The sequence below is a fragment of the Sedimenticola selenatireducens genome (assembly GCF_007625115.1).
In the GTDB taxonomy this organism is placed as follows: Bacteria; Pseudomonadota; Gammaproteobacteria; order Chromatiales; family Chromatiaceae; genus Sedimenticola; species Sedimenticola selenatireducens_A.
The window spans coordinates 121,507-145,578 of record NZ_VMNH01000016.1 but is presented as its reverse complement, the minus strand read 5'-3'; the positions used below and the strand labels follow the sequence as shown (position 1 = coordinate 145,578).

Annotated in this window: 26 protein-coding genes; 13 read left to right on the top strand and 13 right to left on the bottom strand. The window is 52.0% G+C overall.

The annotated features are described in order from the left end of the window. Nucleotides 1-10 precede the first annotated feature (10 nt). Nucleotides 11-739, bottom strand: coding sequence for a metal ABC transporter ATP-binding protein (locus tag FHP88_RS13080; RefSeq protein ID WP_144359521.1), 729 nt, complete (start codon nucleotides 737-739; stop codon nucleotides 11-13). After that, on the bottom strand, nucleotides 736-1,596 hold the full coding sequence (locus tag FHP88_RS13075; RefSeq protein WP_144359520.1) for a metal ABC transporter solute-binding protein, Zn/Mn family: 861 nt from the start codon (nucleotides 1,594-1,596) through the stop codon (nucleotides 736-738). Before FHP88_RS13075 ends, FHP88_RS13080 begins: the two co-directional genes overlap by 4 nt. A 159-nt stretch (nucleotides 1,597-1,755) precedes the next feature. On the opposite strand from FHP88_RS13075, the gene FHP88_RS13070 reads away from it, so the two are divergent. Next, entirely contained in the window at nucleotides 1,756-2,334 is a 579-nt protein-coding gene (locus FHP88_RS13070; RefSeq protein ID WP_144359519.1) for a hypothetical protein, read from the top strand. A 34-nt stretch (nucleotides 2,335-2,368) separates the two neighbouring features. Here the strand turns inward: FHP88_RS13070 and FHP88_RS13065 are convergent, their stop codons facing one another. The 4 genes from FHP88_RS13065 to FHP88_RS13050 all read right to left on the bottom strand — a co-directional run bounded on the left by FHP88_RS13065 (nucleotide 2,369) and on the right by FHP88_RS13050 (nucleotide 6,306). Then, the gene (locus tag FHP88_RS13065; protein ID WP_144359518.1) at nucleotides 2,369-3,937 is read right to left on the bottom strand and encodes a GGDEF domain-containing protein; all 1,569 of its coding nucleotides are present in this window, start codon (nucleotides 3,935-3,937) and stop codon (nucleotides 2,369-2,371) included. A 4-nt stretch (nucleotides 3,938-3,941) separates the two neighbouring features. Beyond that, nucleotides 3,942-4,712: an endonuclease/exonuclease/phosphatase family protein gene (locus FHP88_RS13060; RefSeq protein WP_260843301.1), complete on the bottom strand. Its 771-nt coding sequence runs from the start codon at nucleotides 4,710-4,712 to the stop codon at nucleotides 3,942-3,944. Nucleotides 4,713-4,739: 27 nt separating this feature from the next. Next, entirely contained in the window at nucleotides 4,740-5,387 is a 648-nt protein-coding gene (locus FHP88_RS13055; protein ID WP_144359517.1) for a thiol:disulfide interchange protein DsbA/DsbL, read from the bottom strand. Between the two features lie 313 nt (nucleotides 5,388-5,700). After that, nucleotides 5,701-6,306 carry a c-type cytochrome gene (locus FHP88_RS13050; RefSeq protein WP_144359516.1) on the bottom strand — a complete coding sequence of 202 codons (606 nt, stop codon included), beginning with the start codon at nucleotides 6,304-6,306 and terminating at the stop codon, nucleotides 5,701-5,703. A gap of 331 nt (nucleotides 6,307-6,637) precedes the next feature. Between FHP88_RS13050 and FHP88_RS13045 the strand changes: the two genes are divergently transcribed. The 8 genes from FHP88_RS13045 to FHP88_RS13010 all read left to right on the top strand — a co-directional run bounded on the left by FHP88_RS13045 (nucleotide 6,638) and on the right by FHP88_RS13010 (nucleotide 14,302). Next, nucleotides 6,638-8,023, top strand: coding sequence for an isochorismate synthase (locus tag FHP88_RS13045; protein ID WP_186297715.1), 1,386 nt, complete (start codon nucleotides 6,638-6,640; stop codon nucleotides 8,021-8,023). Continuing rightward, nucleotides 8,016-9,731 carry a 2-succinyl-5-enolpyruvyl-6-hydroxy-3-cyclohexene-1-carboxylic-acid synthase gene (gene menD / locus FHP88_RS13040; protein ID WP_144359514.1) on the top strand — a complete coding sequence of 572 codons (1,716 nt, stop codon included), beginning with the start codon at nucleotides 8,016-8,018 and terminating at the stop codon, nucleotides 9,729-9,731. The genes FHP88_RS13045 and menD overlap by 8 nt, the downstream gene beginning before the upstream one ends. Before the next feature lie 120 nt (nucleotides 9,732-9,851). Then, nucleotides 9,852-10,682, top strand: coding sequence for a 1,4-dihydroxy-2-naphthoyl-CoA synthase (menB, locus tag FHP88_RS13035; protein WP_144359513.1), 831 nt, complete (start codon nucleotides 9,852-9,854; stop codon nucleotides 10,680-10,682). Beyond that, the gene (locus FHP88_RS13030) at nucleotides 10,627-11,568 is read left to right on the top strand and encodes a 1,4-dihydroxy-2-naphthoate polyprenyltransferase (RefSeq protein ID WP_260843300.1); all 942 of its coding nucleotides are present in this window, start codon (nucleotides 10,627-10,629) and stop codon (nucleotides 11,566-11,568) included. Before menB ends, FHP88_RS13030 begins: the two co-directional genes overlap by 56 nt. Further along, nucleotides 11,568-12,638, top strand: coding sequence for an o-succinylbenzoate synthase (gene menC / locus FHP88_RS13025; RefSeq protein ID WP_144359512.1), 1,071 nt, complete (start codon nucleotides 11,568-11,570; stop codon nucleotides 12,636-12,638). Before FHP88_RS13030 ends, menC begins: the two co-directional genes overlap by 1 nt. Before the next feature lie 11 nt (nucleotides 12,639-12,649). Next, nucleotides 12,650-13,654 (top strand): D-cysteine desulfhydrase family protein, encoded by a 1,005-nt coding sequence (locus tag FHP88_RS13020; RefSeq protein WP_144359511.1) that lies wholly within the window; start codon nucleotides 12,650-12,652, stop codon nucleotides 13,652-13,654. 7 nt (nucleotides 13,655-13,661) lie between these two features. Then, nucleotides 13,662-14,036: a tautomerase family protein gene (locus tag FHP88_RS13015; protein ID WP_186297714.1), complete on the top strand. Its 375-nt coding sequence runs from the start codon at nucleotides 13,662-13,664 to the stop codon at nucleotides 14,034-14,036. 29 nt (nucleotides 14,037-14,065) lie between these two features. Next, a complete protein-coding gene (locus FHP88_RS13010) occupies nucleotides 14,066-14,302 on the top strand; it encodes a biotin/lipoyl-containing protein (protein WP_260843298.1) in 237 nt (78 codons plus the stop codon). On the opposite strand, the gene FHP88_RS13005 is transcribed toward FHP88_RS13010, so the two are convergent. Continuing rightward, nucleotides 14,288-15,742 carry a class I adenylate-forming enzyme family protein gene (locus FHP88_RS13005; protein WP_144359508.1) on the bottom strand — a complete coding sequence of 485 codons (1,455 nt, stop codon included), beginning with the start codon at nucleotides 15,740-15,742 and terminating at the stop codon, nucleotides 14,288-14,290. The genes FHP88_RS13010 and FHP88_RS13005 overlap by 15 nt on opposite strands. Before the next feature lie 164 nt (nucleotides 15,743-15,906). Between FHP88_RS13005 and FHP88_RS13000 the strand changes: the two genes are divergently transcribed. After that, nucleotides 15,907-16,596, top strand: coding sequence for a c-type cytochrome (locus tag FHP88_RS13000; protein WP_260843297.1), 690 nt, complete (start codon nucleotides 15,907-15,909; stop codon nucleotides 16,594-16,596). A 66-nt stretch (nucleotides 16,597-16,662) separates the two neighbouring features. Here the strand turns inward: FHP88_RS13000 and FHP88_RS12995 are convergent, their stop codons facing one another. Beyond that, complete coding sequence (locus tag FHP88_RS12995) at nucleotides 16,663-17,256, bottom strand: EF-hand domain-containing protein (RefSeq protein ID WP_144359507.1); 594 nt, start codon at nucleotides 17,254-17,256, stop codon at nucleotides 16,663-16,665. Between the two features lie 113 nt (nucleotides 17,257-17,369). On the opposite strand from FHP88_RS12995, the gene FHP88_RS12990 reads away from it, so the two are divergent. Further along, complete coding sequence (locus FHP88_RS12990; protein ID WP_260843296.1) at nucleotides 17,370-17,714, top strand: WGR domain-containing protein; 345 nt, start codon at nucleotides 17,370-17,372, stop codon at nucleotides 17,712-17,714. A gap of 20 nt (nucleotides 17,715-17,734) precedes the next feature. After that, entirely contained in the window at nucleotides 17,735-18,274 is a 540-nt protein-coding gene (locus FHP88_RS12985) for an HD domain-containing protein (protein ID WP_144359506.1), read from the top strand. A gap of 9 nt (nucleotides 18,275-18,283) precedes the next feature. Here FHP88_RS12985 and FHP88_RS12980 read toward each other — a convergent pair whose 3' ends face one another. The 3 genes from FHP88_RS12980 to FHP88_RS12970 are packed head-to-tail and all read right to left on the bottom strand — an operon-like array spanning nucleotide 18,284 to nucleotide 20,569. Continuing rightward, the gene (locus tag FHP88_RS12980; protein WP_144359505.1) at nucleotides 18,284-19,609 is read right to left on the bottom strand and encodes a sensor histidine kinase; all 1,326 of its coding nucleotides are present in this window, start codon (nucleotides 19,607-19,609) and stop codon (nucleotides 18,284-18,286) included. After that, nucleotides 19,606-20,274: a response regulator transcription factor gene (locus FHP88_RS12975; RefSeq protein WP_144359504.1), complete on the bottom strand. Its 669-nt coding sequence runs from the start codon at nucleotides 20,272-20,274 to the stop codon at nucleotides 19,606-19,608. The genes FHP88_RS12980 and FHP88_RS12975 overlap by 4 nt, the downstream gene beginning before the upstream one ends. Nucleotide 20,275: 1 nt before the next feature. Further along, on the bottom strand, nucleotides 20,276-20,569 hold the full coding sequence (locus FHP88_RS12970) for a PepSY domain-containing protein (protein WP_144359503.1): 294 nt from the start codon (nucleotides 20,567-20,569) through the stop codon (nucleotides 20,276-20,278). 305 nt (nucleotides 20,570-20,874) lie between these two features. On the opposite strand from FHP88_RS12970, the gene FHP88_RS12965 reads away from it, so the two are divergent. Continuing rightward, nucleotides 20,875-21,087 carry a hypothetical protein gene (locus FHP88_RS12965; protein ID WP_144359502.1) on the top strand — a complete coding sequence of 71 codons (213 nt, stop codon included), beginning with the start codon at nucleotides 20,875-20,877 and terminating at the stop codon, nucleotides 21,085-21,087. A 94-nt stretch (nucleotides 21,088-21,181) separates the two neighbouring features. Here the strand turns inward: FHP88_RS12965 and FHP88_RS12960 are convergent, their stop codons facing one another. Together FHP88_RS12960 and FHP88_RS12955 are read right to left on the bottom strand one after the other, a co-directional pair. Continuing rightward, the gene (locus FHP88_RS12960; protein ID WP_144359501.1) at nucleotides 21,182-22,576 is read right to left on the bottom strand and encodes a DUF3482 domain-containing protein; all 1,395 of its coding nucleotides are present in this window, start codon (nucleotides 22,574-22,576) and stop codon (nucleotides 21,182-21,184) included. Next, on the bottom strand, nucleotides 22,569-23,918 hold the full coding sequence (locus tag FHP88_RS12955) for a DUF2868 domain-containing protein (RefSeq protein ID WP_144359500.1): 1,350 nt from the start codon (nucleotides 23,916-23,918) through the stop codon (nucleotides 22,569-22,571). The genes FHP88_RS12960 and FHP88_RS12955 overlap by 8 nt, the downstream gene beginning before the upstream one ends. Nucleotides 23,919-24,072 lie beyond the last annotated feature (154 nt).

The window sequence follows — 24,072 nt, the reverse complement described above, 5'->3', positions numbered from 1 at the left end:
TTCACTCCACTCAGTGGTGGTGATGCTCCACCATTTTGACATCTGCCTCGTAGAGCGAGCGGATCGTATCGCCGTCAATAGCCGCCGTGGGATGGCAAACCAAAGTTCGATTAAGACAAGCGACTCGGCCAACATAACCGGAAATGAAGCCCACATCATGGGAAACCACAATAATGGTCATACGGCTACTGAGTTTCTTCAACAAGTCAAATATCTCCGTCTCAATGCGCATATCGATATTAGCCGTTGGCTCATCCAGCATCAGAATACGAGGCTCACAGGCTAACGCTCTGGCCATCAAGACACGCTGCAGCTGACCACCAGAGAGAGTACAAAGCTGGCGGGAGGAGAGGTCGGCCACCTCGGTCTCAAGCATGACCCTACGAGCGACCTCACGATCACTGCGCCTATAACCGCCAAACATACCGGAGACACCTAGCCGCCCCATCAGGACAGTCTGTTCAACAGTGATCGGGAACTCCCGACTGAAGAGCGGATATTGCGGCACATAGCCCACCTGAGTACAACTGCGCTCCGGCTTATCACCCAGCACACGCACTTTACCGGCCAAAGGCTTGAGCAGGCCCAGCATCATCTTTAACAGGGTACTCTTGCCACCGGCATTTGGGCCTACCAGTCCGATGAATTCATGCTCGCTGATCTCCAAGTTGATCCTGTCCAGAACCTTGGGGCCACTGTAGGAGAAGGTCACATCCTCCAGGGAGACCACTGCGGTCATTGATAGGCCTCACTGATCGCTGAAGCCACCTTTCTCATGTTATCAAAGTAGGATTCGGCCAAAGGATCGAGTGTAACCAATTGCCCATTAATCGCATTCGCCAGCGCCTCCGCCTGTCGGGTAGAAAACTGCTGCTGCACAAAGATCACCCTGATTGATTCATGTCGAGCCTGATCAATCAGGCGCATCAGTGTGCGCGCTCCAGACTCCTTCCCTTCATTTTCAATCGGTAGCTGTTTCAGTTGAAAGGCATCCGCGAAATAGCCCCAGGAAGGATGAAACACCATGAACTTACGCCCTTTCATCGGACCTAACTGGACCCGAATTGACTGCTCCAATTGAGCCAATTCGTTAGAAAAACGGGTATGATTTTCACGGTAATCGGCGGCGTGCTGTGGATCGAGAGTGATCAGTTGATCACGCAGATGATCAATCATAATGCGCACATTGGCAGGATCCAGCCAGATATGGGGATCAGCACCGGCATGCGCATGATGTGCGTCATCGTCATGATGATGACCACCCGCAGCTTCCATCTCACGCAAGCTTACACCCTCTCTGGCGTCCAAAAAAACCAATTCTGGATAGGTGCTGCGCAGGCCTTCCATCCATACATCCTCGAATGGAACGCCTATACGATGAAACAGTGATGAGCCGGATAATACCGCCATCTGCCGTGGCAATGGCTCAAAGGTCTCGGGGCTCTGACCTGGTCCTACCAAAACAGAGACCTGCACGTGTTCTCCTCCAATCCGCTCAACAAAAAACTTTTGCGGTAGAATGGTTACCGTCACGGAAAGGGGAGCGGCTTCAGCAAGCACACCAAAAAAGAGGGCGAGCAAGCCTAGTAAGTGCATGTTAAAACTGTATTTTATGGACATGAGACGGAAGAAATAGGATTAAGATAATTGTTATGTTATCACATAACATTAAAAACAGTGAAAGATCGACTTGCAAGTTCGTACTTATCGCCTTTCATTACACACTTCTCTCACACGAAAACTAAAGCTACCAACATGAATCCTGGATACCTTATCCTCCACCCCTCGCCACCAAGCCCGCTACATACACATGTAGAGCTGATTGCACGCCTGACAGAGGTTCAATTCCTGGATAAACCTGTCATTCATGGTAAGCAACAATTCTATCCTGGTGACCGCTTCCTGCAATGGATAACCTATCTGGGATGCTCTCCAGCCATCCCGCTGGAACAGAACGATCCTCAGCAAAACTGTACGATTCAACTATTCGGTCCCTATCAAGCACCCCAGCTGATTTCAGGCAGTAACACTCGCCCACCGCGATGCCCTCACTGTCGCCATGACTTCATAAACTGGCAGACACAATTCAACAAAGAAAACCCCTACCCGATCATCTGCCCAGCATGCGGAAAACCGCTGTTAGCACATCAGCTCAATTGGCGTCAGCAGGGAGGGATAAGCAGACAGTTCCTCACCATTTCACATGTCTTTCCTGGTGAGGCTGTGCCTGTGAGTGATCTCTTACGGGTCTTGGAGATAGAAGGGGGAAAGTGGGAATACTGCTATGCGCAAGACCCGATACGACTGGAAGTTCTGAACGAGACTGACAAATAGAACGACTAGAGGTGTGGAATAACTGCTGTGATTTTTATGCAGATTTTACGCAGTTTTTACCGGTTTTCTTGGCCTCATACAGTGCGCGATCTGCCCGGCTAAACACATCCGCCGGAGTATCGCCTTCCTCAAAGCAACTAAACCCACAACAGATGGTCACTTCTACCCGATTACCTAAAGAGTGAATACCACTCTCCTGCACCTCCTTTCGGATGTCATCAGCGAGGGTCAACACGTCCTCTTTTGCGGAGCCGGTCAGTAGCATGACGAACTCCTCCCCACCAAAGCGACCCACGAAGTCGGTCTCCCTCAACCCAAGCTGCAGATTCTGTCCGATGATACGTAGCGCCTTATCACCCGCATTGTGTCCAAACCGGTCATTAATGATCTTGAAATTATCAATATCCCAGACCAGCAGAGCGAGTGGTTCACCAAATCGCTTCCAACGGGCAAACTCCTGTTCAAGCCGCTCTTCATAGGCCAGACGATTGGGCAAGCCCGTCAAGGTATCGGTGGCCGCCTGTCGATGCGCCTCAATCATTTTGCTGCGCAGATCTCGACTCTCATTCTGCACCTCGATAAGCCGTTGGCGTAGATGCTCTTCCAACTGAGCCGCTTCAGTATGGCGTCGGCCCTCTTTATCCATGAAGGTCTGAACATGCAACTCAATGGCATCCAGTTTCAGGCCGATCTCCTGGCGCAACTGAGTCAGCGTGGTTGCTGTATCCATATGGCCACGCATACCTTCTACCTGGTGCTTCATCACCTGATCCAACACTTTGCCATCAACCCTGGACTGCTCTCGCAGCGCTTTACTCCCAGTCACATGCTTGTCAATATCGACCAGACGCCGGGTCAACTCTTCCAGAAAGCCCTGGGTGTCACGAATCTCTGTTTGCACATCACCCAGCGATGAAGCAAGCAGCGTCACCAGCGAAGTCATCACCTCTGCCCAGACATCAACATCGTTACGCACGGAAAGCTCTAACTCCAGCCGCTTGATGTCCTGACTCAACTGACCAGGCCAATCCAGACTGCCCAGTAATGTCAATAGCTGCTGATTGGGTGTAACCCCGGACGTTTCACTCCCTGAAGGCTCCGCCGAAGAGGAGGAGAAGAGTCGACCTAATAACCCCCTGGAGTGAGACCCATTTTCTGGTCGAGTGAGCAGACGCAAAAAGCTGTCAATCTGATCATCCGAAACCCGGTCACCTTCGGCTATAAGTTGCTCACCCAATTTACGCAACTTCCCCGCATTGCGCCCGGTCAAACCAGAGCGCGCAATCAACCGGGGTAGCAGGCCAACTTCAACGACATCCTCTGATTGCGGCTCATCCTTGGCACGAATCAAAGCCTCTGAAATTGCCGAAAGGCGATCACTGAGATCGCCTTTGACCCCTTTACGAACAGCATTGCGCAAAGCGATAAGATGGGGATCAAGCGTGGGATCAAGTCCGCCCGTAGCAAGCGTTAACCGAATAATGATTCGGCACAACAGCTTCTCGGTTTCAACGGCTGCTTCAGACTCAGTCGACTGCTGACGCACCAGATCGAGATAGCGGGTTTTCCAATCCGGAGCCAAGGGTGTTTCAGTGCTAGTCATTTGACTAAGCCGCCAATCTCACACCAGAAGGAATAATGACATCGATCCCGATAGGGAGATGATCCGAGAGCGGATACTCAACCACCTTGGCATTTTCTACCTGAAGGGTGTCCGATACGAGAATGTGATCAATCTTACGTATTGGCCGCCAACTGGGGAATGTATTCATCTGACAGGATGGCTGCCAGAGTGCTCCACCCTGGGTCAATAAACGCATCTCCTGTGAGTCACAGCCGAAATTGAGATCCCCCATCACCACCACATGCGGCAGATCAGTCACCAGCTCGCGTATAAAGGCCACTTGACGCAACCGTGCCCGCCGCCCGAGGGCCAGATGCATGATGCACACGGTGATGCCGTCATCACCGCCAAAACTACTCACAATCACACCCCGCCCCGGTAGTCCGGGTAGTTTGTGCTCGGTAATCTGTGAAGGCCGTAAGCGGCTCAACAAGCCATTACTGTTCTGGGCAATCTTACCAAGACTGCGATTGACCTGTTTATACCAGAAGGGAAATGCGGCTTGGTGAGCCAGATACTCCGTCTGATCGACAAAACCACTGCGCAGGCTGCCAGAGTCGACCTCCTGAAGCCCAACCACATCATAACCATGAACTACCGAGGCAATACGATTGAGATTACTCAAGCGATCCCGATGTGGAAGCACCTGCTTCCAACTCTGGGTGACATACTGGCGATAGCGTTGAGTATCGATACCTGCCTGTATGTTGTAACTGAGCAGCCTCAAGCGCTGCAAATGGCCATTGCTATCCATTGGGATTCCCCCGGTAATACATACAGTCTACTGCTTTCCGGCCTGTTTTTCAGTGACAACCTTATCAATCAGATAATCTATTGCCCGCATCTGTGCATCCCCCTCCAAACCACTGGTACGGAACTTACCATCCACAACAAAGGCCGGCACACCTCTAATATCAAACCGATTGGCCAGCACCTCTGCTCGACGTGATTGTGTCTGCACCGCAAATGACTTCATCGCCTTTCGGTAGGCATCCAATTCAACGCCCTTTTCAGCGAGAAATGACTCCATCGCCTCCGGGGTGGCCAGTCGATCACCCTTTTCATGAATGGCCTCAAAAATACTGGCATTCAACTCCTCTTCGACACCCATCAGCATCAGGGCATAGAAAGTCTTGGCATGCAGCACCACATCAGCTCGCTTGAACATAGCAGGAATCCTGACAAACTCCACATTTTCCGGCTTCTTTTTAGCCCAACTATTCAGGTGCGGCTCCAGCTTATAGCAGTGAGGACAGGCGTACCAAAAGAACTCTATTACCTGAACCCTATTACCTTCGGCACCGGGTTGTTCAGGAATGATGGGGAAATAGTGAACATCCTCTTCAAAAGCAGTCTGAGCATGCACACTGCCTGCCAGAAAGAGCCATGCCAGCAGCGACAGCATCCATAAAAGCGGTTGTTTCTTCATATTATCTCCTCAGTAGGGGTTTAAGCGGCCATTTGACAAAAAAATTAAGCCCAGAGACTGTGATATCACACAGACCCTTGCCTCTTTCCGACCCAACAATGCGGATTGGGTTCAACGGATTGCCGTATGATCCGGCAAAGAGGACAACTCGGTCCACATTTCATCAACGAGGATGCCGGATAAAAACGATTGAATAATCGATACCAGAAAGACAAAAAAACCCGCAAGCCTTCACTGGCTGCGGGTTATTGATCGTTCAGTCCTGGATAAAAGCCGAACTGTTGTCACTTAAACGATATTGTTCAGTTGCAGATCAACGTAATCCCTGCAGATACTGAGCTACAGCGGCGATCTCTTTATCCGTCATCCGATTGACGACATTCTGCATCATCTTCGCATTATCGTTAGCACGGTCACCTGAACGGAAATCTTTCAGGGTCTTTTCAAGATAGGCCGCATGCTGACCTGAGATACGAGGGAATTTCGCACCGGGGTTACCGTTACCAGAGGGACCGTGGCAGGCCATACAAGCCGCAACATTGGTGGCTACATTACCCGCACGATAGATTTTTGTACCCAACTCAACCTGATCGGCAGCTGCCACTCCAGGTGACTGAGCCTGCCCACTGAAATAGGCGGCCAGATCATCCATATCCTGATCACTCAATGGCATAGCCATTGGAGACATCAAGTCATTCTTGCGGGCGCCCGCTTTGAATTCCTGCAGCTGTTTTTTAATATAGCTGGGATGCTGACCCGCCAGTTTCGGCCAGACGGCGTTGGCACTGTTACCATCCGCCCCGTGGCAAGCAAGACAGGTGCCGGACTTGGCCTTACCCGCTGCCGCATCACCGGCCGCTTGGGCATTACTGACAACCATTGCCAAAACGATAGAAACTGAAACTAGCCATTTATTCATGGTAAAACCTGCTATGTCGACTGAGTCGCGTCAGCCGTTAATGAACCCCCCAGGCCGGCAATATTCGATTACCCCCCGGAAATCAAACACCCCGGGGGAACGATCAAAAATCGCCCGGGGACCGAAAAAAGCCGTGCATGTATAACAGATGCCGGCTCTCCTGGTCAAATTCAGCCCCCTTATACCCGCCCCCAAACCACACCGCAGTGCGTTCAATTCCCCGCCTTGAGAATTATCATGTCCAGATAAATTATCAGCTGATGAAATGCGCCATCCCACTGGAATACAGTATCATCTGCACAGTAACCCATACGAAAGCAGGCAAAGGCTCATGGCCAACAGACAATCTCTGATCAAGGCAACCATCGCCAGACTAAAGCAGGCATTGACCCATTTGCCGCATGAAGAGGTAGGGCCTTTCAGCATCACCTTGTCTACACCGGAACTACAACTACACCACCTGCCTCATCTGGATAACAACTGGTTTTATTGGGGTGAACCGAGTCACCGGCATTATCGCCTGGGGCTGGGCGAAGCACTGCGTCTTAGCTCGATAGGCCCTCTCAGGCTACAGCAGCTTTCCGACCAGTTTGAGCGGGTACGTTCCAACTGGATTCAGATTGATCCCGACTGCACCGGATTACAGGCATCCGCCTTCACCGGTTTTGCCTTTGACCCGGAAGATCCCATGCTCCAATCTTGGGAAGGACTGCCCAATGCCGCCATCTTCTTGCCCGAGCTGTTACTGCATCAAACAGCAGAGATGTGTGCAATTACGTTCAGCTTTGCGCATAAGGATCTCACCCGGGCGACCCTGCGCAGCCAACATCTGTTGCAGAAACTGATTGATGCCTTGGGTGCCAACCCAGATCCTAACCCGGTACCAACACGATTCTCAAGAACCGCCACAACACCCTCAGATGATGAGTGGATTACTCAGGTAAACAAGGCCACTCACTCCATTCGCGAAGGGACCATGGATAAGGTAGTCCCCTTTAGACGCATCAGTGTGCAGGCGTCTCAGCCGTTTAATCCAGCCCGTCTAATGGCCTCGTTAGACGATCTTCACCCCAGCAGCATTCTCTTCTCGATCCGCGTGGACGGCAGTACCTTTGCGGCCGCTACGCCCGAACACCTACTCTCTCGACAGGGTCATTTGATCAGCTGCGATGCCATCGGCGGCACCATAAAGCGCTCACCTAATCCCGTGGACGATACGAACCTGGGCAAGACGCTTATCAACGACCCAAAATCGCGCCACGAGCACGCATTGGTCGTTAAAGGAATTTTAGGCAGTTTAAAAAAGCACTGCTGCAAACTCACCTCCCCGACTGGACCTTCACTGAAACGCCTGCGAAACCTTCAGCATCTATGGACGGGCATCAAGGGTGAACTATGGGAAGACACCACACTGCTTCGGGTAGCGGATGACCTTCACCCCACCGCCGCCGTCAGTGGCTTCCCAAGCGCTAACGCGCAACGCTGGCTTGATGACCACAAAAATACCACTCGAGGCTGGTATACCGGTGCCGCAGGCTGGATAGATATTCAGGGGGATGGTGAACTGGCGGTATTGCTGCGCTGTGCCCTACTCAATGGGGAACATGCCGAGCTATTTGCCGGTGCGGGTGTAACCAGTGAATCCTGCCCCATTGCAGAACTTCAAGAGACAGAGCTGAAATTCGGTACCATGCTCGAGGCCCTGGAGCATGCCTGAAAAATTGTCGCTGGGAGATAGCAATCTCCTCTGGGCATATGCATTAATTGATGGCCTGGCCAGCCGCGGCGTAACCCAGGCGGTCATCTCTCCAGGTTCGCGCTCAACCCCCCTGGTGATCGCCTGCGACCACCATCCTGCGATCCAAATCAGGGTCCAGGTGGACGAACGTTGTGCCGCCTTTTTTGCATTAGGCCTTGCCAAGCAGAGCCAGCAGCCAGTAATCCTCATCGCCACCTCCGGCAGCGCGCCCGCCCACTGGTTTCCGGCGGTTATAGAAGCCAATCACAGCACCATTCCACTGATCTTACTGACTGCTGATCGGCCACCCGAACTACATGGATGGGGCGCCAATCAAACCACCGATCAACAACGACTGTTCGGCAGCCACTTGCGGGCTTTTTATGACCCAGGCCCCGCAGAAAACGAGACCCTACCCCGCGACCAGCTGCACAAACTGGGAAGAGAGATTGCAACCCAGGCGATGCAGCCACACCCTGGCCCCATTCAGGTCAATATGCCTTTTAGGGAACCCTTGCTACCTTCAAGCAACATCTGCCTCCCGGAGTCCGCCACAGCGCAACGGAATACGGCAGCACCTGCCACTCCGGACGCTACGCTCATTGAGGCCATTATCAGGCAAATAGCCGGGAAACCAGGCATCATCCTCTGCGGGGCAAGTGATCTGGGAGCAACGTTTGCGCAGGCCGTGGGACGTCTTGCTGAGAGTCTGGATTGCCCCATATTAGCGGACCCTCTAAGCAACATGCGTAATGGCGGCCACGACAAACGGCGCGTGATCGCACATTACGATGCGTTTCTTGAGCCGGCTGCAGAAGCCATCAGGCCCCACTGGGTGCTGCGTTTTGGCGCGCTTCCCGTGTCCAAGGCACTCCTGCAGTACCTGGAGAAGACCCAGGCACCACAACTTATCTGCGACCCCTATCAACAGTGGCCTTCACTACCGCCGCATGGGAAGCTATCCATAGCGACAGACCCCATCCTTTTGTGTGAAGCGATCATCGCAAAGCAACCGACCCCGGCACCTAAGGCTTGGTGTGCTGCGTTCGGCCGATTGGAACAACGCGCGGCGACCATCATGACTCCTGAGACAGTCGAGGATCATCCATTTGAAGGGGAGATCGTTGATACACTCCTGGATTGCCTGCCAGACAGGAGCCTTCTGTTCAGTGGAAACTCCATGCCCATACGTCAACTGGATAGCTGGAGTGGCGTGCGTGACAAGCAGATCCAGATCGCCGCCAACAGGGGGGTCAGCGGTATCGACGGCACCATTTCCACTTTTCTGGGCATGGCACAGGGCGACTATAGCGTTGCCGTTGCACTGATGGGTGATCTCACTTTTTATCATGACCTGAACGGACTGCTGGCGGCGGCAGGCGAGGATCTGGTCATTGTACTGATCAACAACAACGGTGGCGGCATTTTCGGCTATCTGCCGCAATCATCGCTTAATAGCTACGAGCACTACTGGAACACCGCAACCGATCTGAATTTCCAACACGCGGCCACGCTCTACGGACTCGGCTACAAGCAGGTAACACAACAATCAACCTTCCGCGCAACACTGGAGCAATCCATTGCCTCTGGTGGCCCACAACTGATCGAAGTGATGATCGACAGAGACTACAGTATCGAACGACATCGCCACTATCGCGCCGCTGTAGCACAACAACTGACCAAATAACCCAACCGAAAACTCCGGTCACCTGCCTAGAAAGGTTTCACACGCATTTTTTAGCTACAGACCGTCCCAATTTGTTTAAAATGCAACTTTCCGACAGACGAAAAAACCATTGAGGTGATTATGGGCAGCAGTATCGAATGGCAAATACCTGAGGGGACTGAATACAGCGACATCCTCTATCACACGGCCGAGGGGATCGCCAAGATCACCATCAACCGACCCCAGGTACGCAATGCCTTCAGGCCCGAAACCGTCATGGAGATGATTCTGGCATTTAGAAAGGCCCATCTGGATCCAAACATCGGCGCCATTATTCTGACTGGCGCGGGAGACAAGGCCTTCTGTTCTGGCGGCGACCAAACCATTCGGGGTGACGGTGGCTACCGCGACAGCAGCGGCGTTGAACACCTGAATGTCTTGGAACTGCAGCGGCAGATCCGTACCCTGCCCAAGCCGGTCGTGGCCATGGTGGCGGGTTATGCCATTGGTGGCGGTCATGTGCTGCACCTGATCTGTGATCTGACAATCGCCGCCGATAATGCACGTTTCGGACAGACCGGCCCCAAAGTGGGCAGTTTCGACGGGGGTCTCGGGGCGGGATTACTGGCCCGCACGGTCGGCATGAAAAAGGCCAAGGAGATCTGGTTCCTGTGCCGTCAATACGACGCCCAGCAGGCCCTGGATATGGGGCTGGTAAACACGGTCGTTCCACTGGATCAACTGGAAGCCGAAACTGTCCAGTGGTGCCGTGAGATGTTACAACTTTCACCCACTGCACTGCGTATGTTGAAGGCCTCCTTTAATGCCGAGACCGACGGTCTGGCCGGGATTCAGGAACTGGCGGGGAATGCCACCGGGCTGTTCTACCTGACCGCAGAGGCACAGGAGGGCCGCGATGCCTTCGTGGAAAAACGGCCTGCCGATTTCAATAAATTCCCACGCAGACCCTGAGACGCTATACCCTGTCATGCAGACTCATCCCTGGATACTCGCCATTCGCCCCAAGACGCTTGGCATTTCAGTCGTACCGGTCCTGGTAGGAACCTCGCTGGCTTGGGCAGAGACAGATATCATTCTGTTGCTACCTGCCATTGCAGCACTGGCTGCAGCCATACTGATCCAGATTGGCACTAATCTGTATAACGATGCCGCTGATTTTGAGCGCGGTGCCGACACACCCGATCGACTTGGGCCCGAGCGCGCCACTGCCCAAGGCTGGTTCAGTCCAGCACAGGTAAAACGCGCCGCCTTGATCAGCTTCAGCGGGGCCTTTGTAATTGGCATCTATCTCGCCGTGGTGGGAGGCTGGCCCATCATCATCATCGGCCTGCTCTCTTTGCTGGCAGGTTATGCCTACACCGGCGGCCCCAAACCCATCGCCTACAGCGCCAGTGGGGAACTGTTTGTCTTCATCTTCTTTGGCTTAACAGCGGTAGGTGGCAGCTACTACCTGCAGACCAGCCGCTTGTCCGCCGAAGCACTCCTCTGCGCCGGGGCTATCGGTCTGCTGGCCGCCGCCGTACTACTGGTCAATAACTATCGGGACCTGGAAACCGATGAGCGGGCGGCAAAGCTGACACTGACACATTACCTTGGCCGGGAGCGGGCTCGTCAGCTCTACATCCTGATGTTGATGTTGCCATTTGCCCTGCCGGTCGCCTTTAATCATCACTACAACGGCAGTTGGCTGATAGTGCTCTGCCTGCCCTTTGCCCTCTGGTTACTACAGCGTTTTTCCACCGAACCCCTGGGTAAGGGATTCAATGGCATACTCGCCAATACAGCCAAGCTGCAATTAATCTATGGGGCACTCCTCAGCCTTGGCCTGCTCATCTGATGCAGATCACCCGGGCGAAACTGAAAGCCTATCAGCTCCCTTTCTCTACACCCTGGAAGAGCAGTAAAGGCATCTTGCGCGACCGCCACGGGTGGCTAATAAGCCTGACAGACACAACTGGCCTTACCGGTTATGGTGATGCCGCCCCCTTACCGGAAATGGGCACTGAGACCCTACAGCAAGCCGAAGAGTGGCTTAACCCCCAGCTATCGGCACTCATGGGCGGTGAGCCAGAACAGTGCCTCCACGCACTCCCCTGCGCTGAAACAAGACCGGCCGGTCGATTTGGATTGGAGACGGCACTACTTGATCTGCATGCTAAACAATGTGGAATCCCACTCTATCGACTGTTAACAGACAGAAAACCGGGCAGTATCAGAGTCAATGCCACGATAGGCAGTCTGGAGCCTGGCATTGAGGCTCGCACCCAAGCCGCCCTGAGTGCAGGCTTCACCACCCTGAAACTTAAACTAGGCCGCTATCCCCTGGACGAAGAGCTGGCGGCTCTGCAAAAACTCTGTAAACGACTCCCTGCCGGGTGCCAGTTGCGACTGGATGCCAACCAAGCCTGGCATGAGGAGAGTACCGATGTACTGATTCAGGGCCTTGGGGGTTTACCGATCGAATCACTTGAGGAGCCTTTCAGTGATCTCGACCTGAGCCGCCTCGACAAACTGCAGGCAGCAGTCCCGTTTGATCTGGCCCTGGATGAATCACTGCGGGGATTCTTGCGTGACCACCCCCTATCCGACCTGCCAGTAAAACGCATTATCATCAAGCCCACCCTTCTAGGCGGTATACTTTCGAGCCTGAAACTGATCCAGGAAGCGGATCAACGGGGTATCCACTGCGTAATAACCAGTAGCCTTGAGAGTAGCGCGGGGATCTGGCCACTGCTTCACCTGGCAGCCGCCGCAGACAGAATCACTCTGCCTGCCATTCACGGATTGGCCACTGTCAACTGGTTTAGCCGGGACCTGGGAAACGCCCCATTCATCTCAAGCGGGTTAATTCGGCTTGAGGCTGGCCCAGGAAGCGGGTTTATACTGGGTGCTGAAAAGACCGATTAAGAGCGATGTCCATGCCAATACCACTGAATCAACAACCCAGGGCATCACTGGGCTACTTTCCGACCCCACTCATTGAACTCACGCGTTTATCCCGACACCTGGGTGGACCGCGCATTCTCATGAAACGCGATGACCAGACCGGTCTCGCACTGGGCGGCAACAAGACCCGCAAGCTGGAGTATCTGGTCGGCGCGGCACTGGCTCAAGGCTGTGACACGCTCATTACTGGGGGCGCGGCACAATCCAACCACTGCCGGCAGACAGCCGCGGCAGCGGCCGCCTCGGGTCTTGAATGCCATCTGGTGTTAGGCGGGGAGGCGCCCGACATGCCGGGCGGCAATCTGCTGTTGGATCAACTGCTTGGCGCACAAATTCACTGGAGTGGCGAACTCCGAAAAGGTGAACGTATCCCGGAGATTGCAGCGCAACTGAAAGCGGCGGGACGCAAGCCCTACATCGTGCCATACGGTGGATCCAACGCCGTCGGCGCGCTCGGGTATGTCAATGCCGCAGCCGAATTAAAGAGCCAGCTCGCTGAACAGAATCTTTCGATCAGCCATATGGTTTTTGCCTCCAGCTCAGGTGGCACCCATGCCGGACTGATAGTCGGCACTCACCAATTCGGTCTGGATTGTGAGGTAATGGGCATTACGATTGACAAAGATGAGGCAGGTGACGGTCCTTATCCAGAGCATCTCTGCCAACTCGCCAATGAAACGTCAGCGCTTCTAGGTTCAGAATATCGATATGACCAGACTGCCATCACCCTTCAGGATCAGTTCACTGGCGACGGTTATGGCGTCGTCGGTGAACTGGAACGACACGCCATCCAGTTGCTGGCCACCCAGGAGGGAATTCTGCTTGATCCGGTCTACACAGGTCGGGCAATGGGCGGGCTGTTACAACTGATTGATCAGGGAATCTTCGCAAAAGATGAGACCCTGCTATTTTGGCACACAGGCGGCTCCCCCGCCCTGTTTCCTTATGCCGCTTCCCTTACCCGCAGAGACCGTTAAAAGTACTATGCCTATCGTCACCATCACACTCCAGGCCGGTCGTCCGGCCGACGAAATCAAGGCCATCATGGATGCCGTACACAGCGCCGCCGTCACGGCTTTCGATGTCCCTGAAACGAGCCGCAATCAACGCTTGATCGAGATTGCCCCCGATTACTACTTCTATCCCGTTGGCCGCTCCAGTGCCTTTATGACCATCGAGATTGCCTCTTTTCCAGGAAGATCTGATGATGCCAAGACACTTCTGTATCAGCAGATTACAGATAACCTGAACCGGGCAGCAGCGATTGATGCAAAGGACGTGATGATCTTGATACAGGAACAAGCGTTCGAAAACTGGGGTATCAATGGACAGTCCGCCACCCGCTTCAAAAAGGGATGACGCAGCTTTTAGAGATTAGGCTACCCTCTATGCCAGAGTGCTGGGAGAGCTGTGGTGCCTGTGGAGACGAAGAGGTACTGGTCGCTGAGATCCTGATATCACCCGGCGATCAAGTGCAATTCGATGACCCGCTGATTACGCTGGAGACCGATAAGACAACCCTGGATATCCCTTCACCCTATTCAGGGGTAGTGGTTGATCTGCATATCGCCGTTGGTGATCCCATAGGGGAAGGCGACCTGATCCTCAGATTACGCCGAGGATGATCCCTCTGCTGATCGATTCACTTCACTGAGCATCTCCCTGAGTGCCAAGCGCGACAATTTGCCCATCTGATTGAGTGGCAATTTATCCGTCTTTATACACACCCTGGGACGTAAATGGCTGGGCAGATGCTCACCCACCCAGGCGATCAATCCATCTTCCGTTATAGCACCACAATAGAAGGCAATCAGCTTGTCGCCCCAGACCGCATCTTTCTGCCCGGTAACACCCACACCAGTCACACCCGGACAGCGTAACAGTCGCTCCTCAACCTCTGAAGGATGGATATTTTTTCCACCACAGATCAACAGATCATCCGCACGACCAGTGATGCTTAAACACCCCTGTTCATCCAGACTGCCGAGATCCCCTGTTTCAAACCAGCCCTGATCCAATCCCACACCCAGACGACCCGCAGGATTAGCATAACCCGCCATAACAGCCGGACCGCGCACTCGGATACGGCCATCCTCGGTAAGCCTTACCTCATACCCATCCAGAGGAAGTCCTACCAGGCCAGGAGTCAGGCCAGCATCCGGCCCAGCATCTGTGGCAAACTGTGAAGCCGTCTCACTCATGCCATAACTGACACAAATCGGCCAGCCGGCGGCATGGGCCTTCTCAGCCAAAGAACCAGAGAGTGGCCCACCCCCGATCAACACCACCCGTAACGCCTCTGGGGGGCGCAGCGAACCCGCGTGGTTCAAGAGCTTATCCAGCATCGCAGGAACCAAAGAGACATGAGTCACTTCCCCGGATGCAATCTGATCCCAGACCGATTCGACCCAAAACCCCTCATGCAGCAGCACTCGTGCACCGACCGCGAGACAGCGCAACAGGATCGACAATCCGCCAATATGAAATAGGGGGAGGCAAGCCAGCCAACTGTCTCCAGCAGCCAACCCCAAACGTTGCTCGGATGCTGTGGCACTGGCCGTGAGATTGCCGGCGCTCAGCATCACCCCTTTGGGATCTCCAGTGGTGCCACTGGTCGCGATGATGAGTTGTATATCATCCGCATACTGCCCCTCAGCACCGAAGTGAACGCTCACATCCAGTTTTTCGCCAAACAAATCAGCTGAAGAGATCCATATCGCCCCAGGTGCTGCTGTCGGTTCATCAGAAATCAGGCAATCACAACTAACCTGCTGTAGTAGACGATTGCGCCGCTGAGAATCCAGGCTGGGGTCCAGCGGCAGCAAAGTGATGCCCAGCTGAAGTGAGGCGTAGAGCAACTGGGCTAATTGCCAGGGAGATCTGACCTGTACGGCCACAACCTGTCTTGACCGGATACCCCTTCCATGGAGACAGGCGGCCAAACCCATGCTCTCTTCTGCCAACTGCATATAAGTGAAACGCTCGCGGCCAAACAGCGCCTCACTGCCCGGTTGTTGATGCCTTCTGAGCGAAAGCCACTGGCCTGGAAATGGTTTAAAGGTCAAGAAAGAGCCCTGTCTTTGAAATCAGTCATTTAATGCGGGGCATCGAGTAAAAAATAATGCGCTCGATTGATCAAAGTAAAGTAACAGGGTCGTCTTTTCTGTTCCAATACTGCAAAATTTGCGCAGACTCTACCTACTGCATCTGTTTCGAGATTTTAATACCCATGTCACACCCCAAAAAGCTATTACTTTCCATGGTACTGATCACCCTGTGCCTGAGCACCACACTTCAAGCCAAGGAGTATGACTACGACCCGGATAATGGCAAGGAGATTAATGAACTCTGTTCTGGCTGCCATGGTGAATTCGGCCAGGGAGGAAAGGATGGTGAATATCCACGCCTGGCAGCACAACCCATCGAATTCACCATGAATCAGTTGCGCCTGTTCCGTGATCGCAAGCGGAAAAATTTCGCTATGGTGGAATACATCGATGATCGGCAAATGCCGGAAAACGATATCTATGATATCTCCCGCTATCTATACGAGATCAAGCTCAAGACCCAGCTGCCCCCCATCGATGAGAATGCCCCGGATTTCGATGCCTATGCCCGACTACTGGAATCCAAGATGACCATGCAGATCCCCAAGGCCCCGGGCGATATTGAGCGTGGAAAAAAACTCTACAACAAAGAGTGCGACTCCTGCCATGGCAAAGAGGGATTAGGCGACCACAAGAAGGCGGTCCCTATGCTGTCCGGACAGTACACCAATTATCTCTGGAAGCAGGTAGAACAACTCCGCACCTTAGAGCGCATACACGATGAAGATTCACCGAAAGAAGAGTTATTGAATGAATTCAGCGATGAGGATCTGACGGACATCTTCGCCTATTTATCCATTGTGGATGATTGATCGCGTTTCCTGCAAAAAACCTAAACATCACGGAACCTGGCTTTTGCCAGGTTCCGTCATTTTAGACTAACGCATCCTGTTAGGGTTTCCAGGAACAAACTCATCAGGCGTCAGCTGACCATCACCGTTTCCATCGAAGGACTCGAATGAAGGAGATGAAGCCGCATTACGCATCGGATAACCCTGCGATGCCTTAGTAGCCTGTCGTTCAGCCCGCACCTGACTAAACTCTTCCTGAGTCACCACCCCATCACTATTGGCGTCAAAATCACTGAAGGTCGCAACCGCTCTTGCTCCGCCTCTGGGGGCGGCTCCAGGCCCACCTCCCATACGACCTTGAGGTCTATGCTGCTGCATATGCGTTAGCTGTCCTCTCACCACCTCAAGCTCACTTAAATAACCGTCACCATCGCTATCAAACTGCTCAAATGACGGCGCATTACCCAGATTACGCATCATGCGTCCCTCTTTTGCTCGCTCCGCAATCCGTGCATTTCTGGCCGCATAATACTCATCTGCACTGACCTTGTTATCTCCGTTGGTATCATAGGAGGCAAAAGGAATCGGTGCCGGCGATGCCATTTGCGCCATCAAGCCACTCGTACCCAAAAGGGCAGCAACGGCCAAGACCAGTGTCATTTTGCGTCTGTTGGTTTTCATGTCATTTCTCCTTTAAGTCGGCTTCCCTTTCTTGACTAAAAGCGTATCAGCGGCAGATTAAACCAAACTGAAAAAATGTGCGGACAGTGAAAAAACTGTTATTTTTCGGCTAAATGATCTACAAAAGGGCCTCTGAACCCATTACACAACTTACGGACAACCGGACCCGACCAAAAAGTCAGGCACATTTAACGACCATGCGCATCTACATGCAGACACTGCACTCCGCAGAGCAGCCACTTCGCTATTATCATCTCCACCTGCAACCTGACCTGTTGAGTGGCTGGAACCTGGTGCGAGAATCAGGCATACAGGGTTCCCGCGGGCAGGTCACAAAAGAGCACTTTGAAGAGCGCGATGAAGCAGAGCGCACTTTGATCAAAAGACGGGACATGCAGCTTAAACGCGGCTATCGGGTGGTATTCCGTGAAGGCGCTCCGCGCGATCTCAACAACTAGGCATTCAGGGTGTGAGTCCTATGTGGAGCCAAGAACAAACTATCGCGGCCTGGAACTTCTCAACAGAATCCCACAACGGCCAACTCCTTCCAGGCTCTGAACTCCCCTATATTAATCACATCGCCAGTGTCACCATGGAGGTGATGAGCGCGATTGTTCAACAGCCAAACCTGGAGAAGCCCAACCTTTCCATTCAATGCGCCCTGCTCCACGACACCCTGGAAGATACCCCAGTCACCTATGACGAATTGTTACGACGTTTTGGTGAAGAGGTTTCAAACGGCGTGCTGGCACTTACCAAGAATAAACAGCTACCCACCAAGGCCGAACAGATGGCTGATAGCCTCACGCGCATCAAGGAACAACCACATGAGATATGGATTGTAAAACTGGCAGACCGGATTACTAACCTGCAGGCACCCCCCAGTCACTGGAACAAGAAAAAAATTCGAGCCTATCGAGAAGAGGCCATTACCATTCTCGATGCGCTGGGCTCCAGTCATAACGCTCTCGCCAAGCGACTGGAAAAAAAGATCGAGGACTACCAGGCGCACTGCTGACATCATAATTCACAACGGCAGTTGCACTCGCACACACAACCCACCCAACTCGGCCGAATGGGTGAATATAATCTCACCGCCATAGAGTTTGATCATATCCTTGGTGATCGCCAAACCCAAACCGTGTCCATCAATCGTTTCATCCAACCGGACACCGCGTTCTGCCAGCTGCACCAAGGCCTCTTCAGAAACACCCGGCCCATCATCTTCTACGAGAATATCCAACGAGTCACTTTGGGAAATCTGACAATTTACTTTCCCTTCTGACCACTTGCAGGCGTTATCCAGAAGATTACCTAAAAGTTCCAGCATATCTTCCCTATCCACAGGCAAAACAGCTTTTTCAGGTATCTGATAATTTATACTCAGCGACTTATCGCGATAGATCTGCTGCAATACACCCACTAAGGCGGGCATCTCCTTGGCCGCATCAAAATGGCCTCCGGATATCCCTGTCCCAGCAATACGAGCGCGGCGCATCTCGCGCTCCATCAACTGCTCCACCCGGTCAACCTGCTGCTGCATGGATGCCTTAAGATCGAGGTGATTTTGAAGCGCTTCAGATTCCAGTTGTTGTTGCAGCAGACTCAGCGGCCCCTTTAAGGCATGCGATAGATTACCCAGTCCCTTTCGTGAATGTTCCAAGCGCTGCTGAAACAAGCCTAAAAGATGATTAAAGCTCTCCACCAATGGCCCAACCTCTAACGGCACATCAGTTGTTAATGCCTGCACCTCACCCCGCGCCAAGCGCTGCATATCCTGTCTAACCCAATCGAGACGTTGTAACGCACTCCCCACGATCCACTGTTGACTGACAAACAGCAACAGCGTGATCGCCAACATAATGATTACAAACAGCCATTCAAACTTTTCCACCTGCTGATTTAATGGCGTCATATCTTCCGCCACAGCCAGAGTAAAAACTTTCCCCTGCTTGTTATAACCCGCCACCCAGACGAGCAACTCTTGACCTGCTGGTCCAGGCATTCGCCACTGTCCCTGACTCCCCGGAGCAAACGGTGCAATCTCCAGCTGTTGGTCCCAGAGTGAGCGGGAACTTACGCGCTTTCCATCGGAAAAGTTGATCTGATAATAGTGTCCGGATAGGGGCTGGTCATAGATGGCGCCAATACGTCGCCACCGAACGGCGGGGCGTTCTGATTCATCCAACCGCATAGCGGCCAAGACCGTTTCAGCATCGTGCGCCAATCTGGAAGCAACAAAGTGATCGGTAAGTGAATGAATGGACTTAACGCCACCCCACCAGAGAAGACCGAACAGTAGCACCAGCCCTGAGGCCAAACCAAAACGTAACTGTCGTTTTAGCGAGGTCACTGCACATCGCCTCTAAAGAGATAACCCTGACCGCGACGCGTCTCTATGTGTGACTTGCCAATACGTTCACGTAACCGGCGGATATAGACCTCTATCAAATTACTATCACGATCAAAATCCTGATCGTAGACATGCTCAGTTAATCGGGTCTTGGAGAGGATCTGTCCGGGATGCAACATGAAATAGCGTAATAGTCGAAACTCCGTACCCGTCAGATCAATCGCTTGTCCATCCTGCAAAACAACTTGTTGATGCGTCTCATCAAGACGCAATCCACCCTGAACAACTTCGCTTGCAGGTTGACCTGCACTACGACGCACCAGGGCAACTAAGCGGGCGACAAGCTCCTCGACATGAAAAGGCTTACCCAGATAATCATCAGCGCCTGCATTGAATCCATCCACACGTTCGTGCCAGGCATCTCTTGCCGTCAAAACCAGCACAGGGAGCGGGTTCTTTCTTGATCGCCAATTTTGCAGCACCTCAAGGCCTGAACGCTTGGGTAATCCCAGATCAAGCACCACGACGTCATAGGGCTCCTCATCGCCCATGAACTCCGCATCAATACCATTACTGGCCAGATCAACAGCAAACCCTGCACGCTTCAGCGCCGGCCTTAACCGTGTAACCAGTTCGGCATCATCCTCAACCAGCAACAATCGCATTTCAATTGTCCTGTTTACGGTCGAGTAGTTTTCCCGTTACTGCATCCAATTCCAATTCCCAGACCTTGCCCTCTGAATCCAGCAGTTCGACTTCGTAAATCACCCTGTCATCCTCCTGTTCCAGTTTAACTTCCAGCAAACGACCTGGATACTCATCACGAATATTTTCCAGTATCTGCTCCAGCGCCATGATTTTGCCTGACTCATGCAATGCTTTGGCGCGTTCGTGATCATTATCGGCCACAACTAACATGGGCAATAGCAGTATCATCAGAACAATCAATCCAGTTTTCATATCTTTCTCCAAGCTATCTAATCACTGGGTAATCTACTGTCACTTCAGGCAACCGGCCCTCATTAGCCGGTCCTATGGCTAAAACTATAAACAGAAGAAATGAAATGAAGCTGAAAATAGATCATGAACGCCTCCAAACATCATTCGCTTCCCAGTATGACAATTACTATACAGTGTATATATCTTGTACAGATGAATTCTGTAGCCTACGCTTAATACAACAGTTAGGCAGTAATCGTTTGAGCACATCCCCTACGATGTAACACGCTGATGTGGCTCATCTCATCCCGAGAAGGAGCTAAACCATGACAACCACAATTACTGGCGCATTCGCTTCTATGGACACCATTCGTAATACAATGGATGATCTCCTAGCCTGCGGCATTGATCGCGAAAAGATCTTCGCTGATAGTGAAAATAACGAACTCAAGGTCATGATTCCTGATGATATTGAAATCGAAGTCACTAAAATCATTCAACGCCACAAGCCCTTTGACATGATCACCCATCATCGATAAAACGTAATTAGATAACATCATTAAAAAGCCGAAGAGAAAATATCTTCGGCTTTTTAATGGCAAGTCACAAGTGATCTATACTTACACACCCTGGTTACACTTCTTCCGTTAACTGTTGAAAAACCCATGTACGCAGTTTATCGGCAGCCTTACTCTGTAAACCTGAATCACTCAGTTGTCGAAACTGTTTCAACAGCCTCACCTGGGTTTTAAGCGCCAGCGATTGCATAACATTCAATTTGCTTTGATCAATAACCAGTTTGTTTTGGTCGGCATGACTCCGAATCAACATGGCGCTTGCATGACTTAATGCCCGCCCCAGAATAACGAAAGCAAAATTCGGATCCCTCACTGGGCCCAGTAGATGTTTCTCGCTGTTATAGGATAACCAGGCCGGTAGCTTATCTTTTAACCAATCCAGCCCCAGCCAACCCGACAGCCCACCTACGACACCCCCACTCACTGCACCCGTCATTAATGAGGCGCCACCCAATCCAGCATCTGCCAACAAGCCGATAGCCGCACCAGCCCCAGCGCTTACCATGATCAATTGTCCCTTTTCCAAGCCCCACAGCGACCAATGGGACGCATCCATTAATTCGCTTTGATGAACTTGCAGCCGGACAATATCTGCTTCAAGCTGATGATAGAGGAATAGCGCTTCTAGCTGCTGTTGTCCTTCCCGCTCCATGTGGTTCAGCTTTTCATTAAACTGGCTAATCTCATCGGGCATCACCGCTGCCAATTTTTCTTTTGCCATCGTCTCCAAGCGGCTGCTTGATTGTTGAAACGTGATCAAGCGATAGAGGCTCTCTACAATGATGCGTGCAGCCTGCTGTAGTTTCAGTTGTCGGTAACGTTCAAGCTCTTCAATAGCAAAATCAAAGGCTGCAGTCTTGTGTGTATCAAGTTGACCAAACGTGCGTAGCAGTTGTAAATGTTGATCAAAGCTTGCGTGCAGTGGATCAAAGACCCGTACTAAGCTGAAGTACTGATTAAGTGCCTGCTGCCACTGCGCGACATAGGTATCACCTCCGATGGGATTAATCAATGCCAGACGCGCACTGCCGGTCCAGCGCAAGATCTCCATCTCCGTTTCATATTCTGGACTGTAAGGCAATGAACCATCGATCACATAAATAATTCCCGCTCCCTGCATAATCGGTGTCAACAGCTCTACTTCATCAATAAACTCTTTACGTCCACTGAAGTGTGCAATAAAGGCATCGACTCGCTGGGGACGTTGATCGGCTGTCACATTCTCCTGACTCAGCCAGGCAAGGCATTTATTGGCACGTTGAAAACCGGGCGTATCCACCAATTCAAAAACGATTTTATTGTCCAGTTTCAAGGCAAAGTGCTGCGAAACACGGGTGGTCCCAGAAACGGGCGATATTTTAACCTGATCATTCTGTGTAAGTGCGGCAACCACCGAAGACTTGCCTTTATTCGGGTGACCAACGACCGCAAATACCGGATGATCACGCATCACGTTTCTCCGCTGCCAGCGGATTTATGATCAGATGAAAACACTCCGGCAGTTGCCCCATGAATGACCGCCAGGATTCAATCAACAGCTTTTGTCGTCTTTCATCCATTCCTGTTAAAGGTACTGGCCAGAGAAACAGATGGGCGCGCAATTCACCCAACATATTACAGTAATCTTCCAACTCACCAGTGGGTGGCTCCCAACCTTTACAGAGCAGCAGTAGCGGCGCATCAACTAACGATTTCAGTTCAGCAGCTGTTGACGCTGCTGCCTTGGGTGAATCAATATTGACCCAATAGACACCAGAACCGTCAGCTCCAAGTTTTAGGCGAAGTGTACGCATCACATCATCGGGCCAGACGCCCCAGGCAAGGATTTGTCGGCATGTCACACCTATCTCTTCCGTTATGGGCATTACAGATGAAGGCTCCCGCTGCTCAACGGGTTGTGCCTCATGATCAATCAACTCCGTAGCAAGACGCTGCCATAGCCCACCAATCAATGCATCACTCTTTCGTACACTCCCCTGCATCCGATTTAGTCTATACCGAAAAAATGCTGAGGTGATAACTCTGGGCAGGACTACATAGAGCAACAGTGACATCAGCAAAAAACGCCACCACTGTCCAAACAGCTCCGGCTGTACTACCGAAATAGGTGCCGCCCGAAAATAGTGTGTCTGCTCAACCAACTCTATTGATGGCACTGCGGCTGGCCATAAGTTTTGCCAGGGCCAAGACATGATATGAGTAAGCTGATAAATCAGCTCACTCGAAAGATTGAGGGTAGACGACCACCCAAAAGCCAAATCTGTTACCAACAGATAGAGTAAAAAAGCCATCAACATGCCCAAAGAAAACAGCATGGATAACTGCTGCCCAAGTGCAACAACTGTCAACTTCAACAAAGGGGTAAGCGGTTTTGACAAAGCACCCGAAGGCAATCGATGTTGAAACAGTGTACGCAGAGGAATGGGAACCTGTGCTGAGCTAAAAAATAGCGCACCTACCCACCAGGCAAAGGGAAGCAGTATGGCAATTAGCATAAACCAGAGTAGATTGATTCGCTCGAAAGTCAGAAATTCCACCAAACCGGCAACCAGAACAAATCCCAATACTAAGACCGCAAAGCCTAGGCCATAGACAAAAAGACCTACACTGCCTTGCCGGGCATCATCCCATTGGGCCAGCCAATCGCGTAAAACAAGCCACGGATTTGACTCGGGTTGCGCCAGAAACCATCGGCGATCCCGTTTGTGTAAAACCTGCCAATCCGTTGTGCGCTCGGTTTCCAAACGACGACGCAATAAAATCAGTAATATGCTTCTTTCCCAGATACTCATAAAAATATTATCTACTTTGTTGATCTCTTATACAAAAACAATAACAACGCAGCAAAAAAAATCATAATCCGCATAATCAAGGAGATGGACGCTCAAATGAACAGTGCGTATTCTCTTGTCTGATCTGACCTATTTAGCCCACATATCCTTTTTC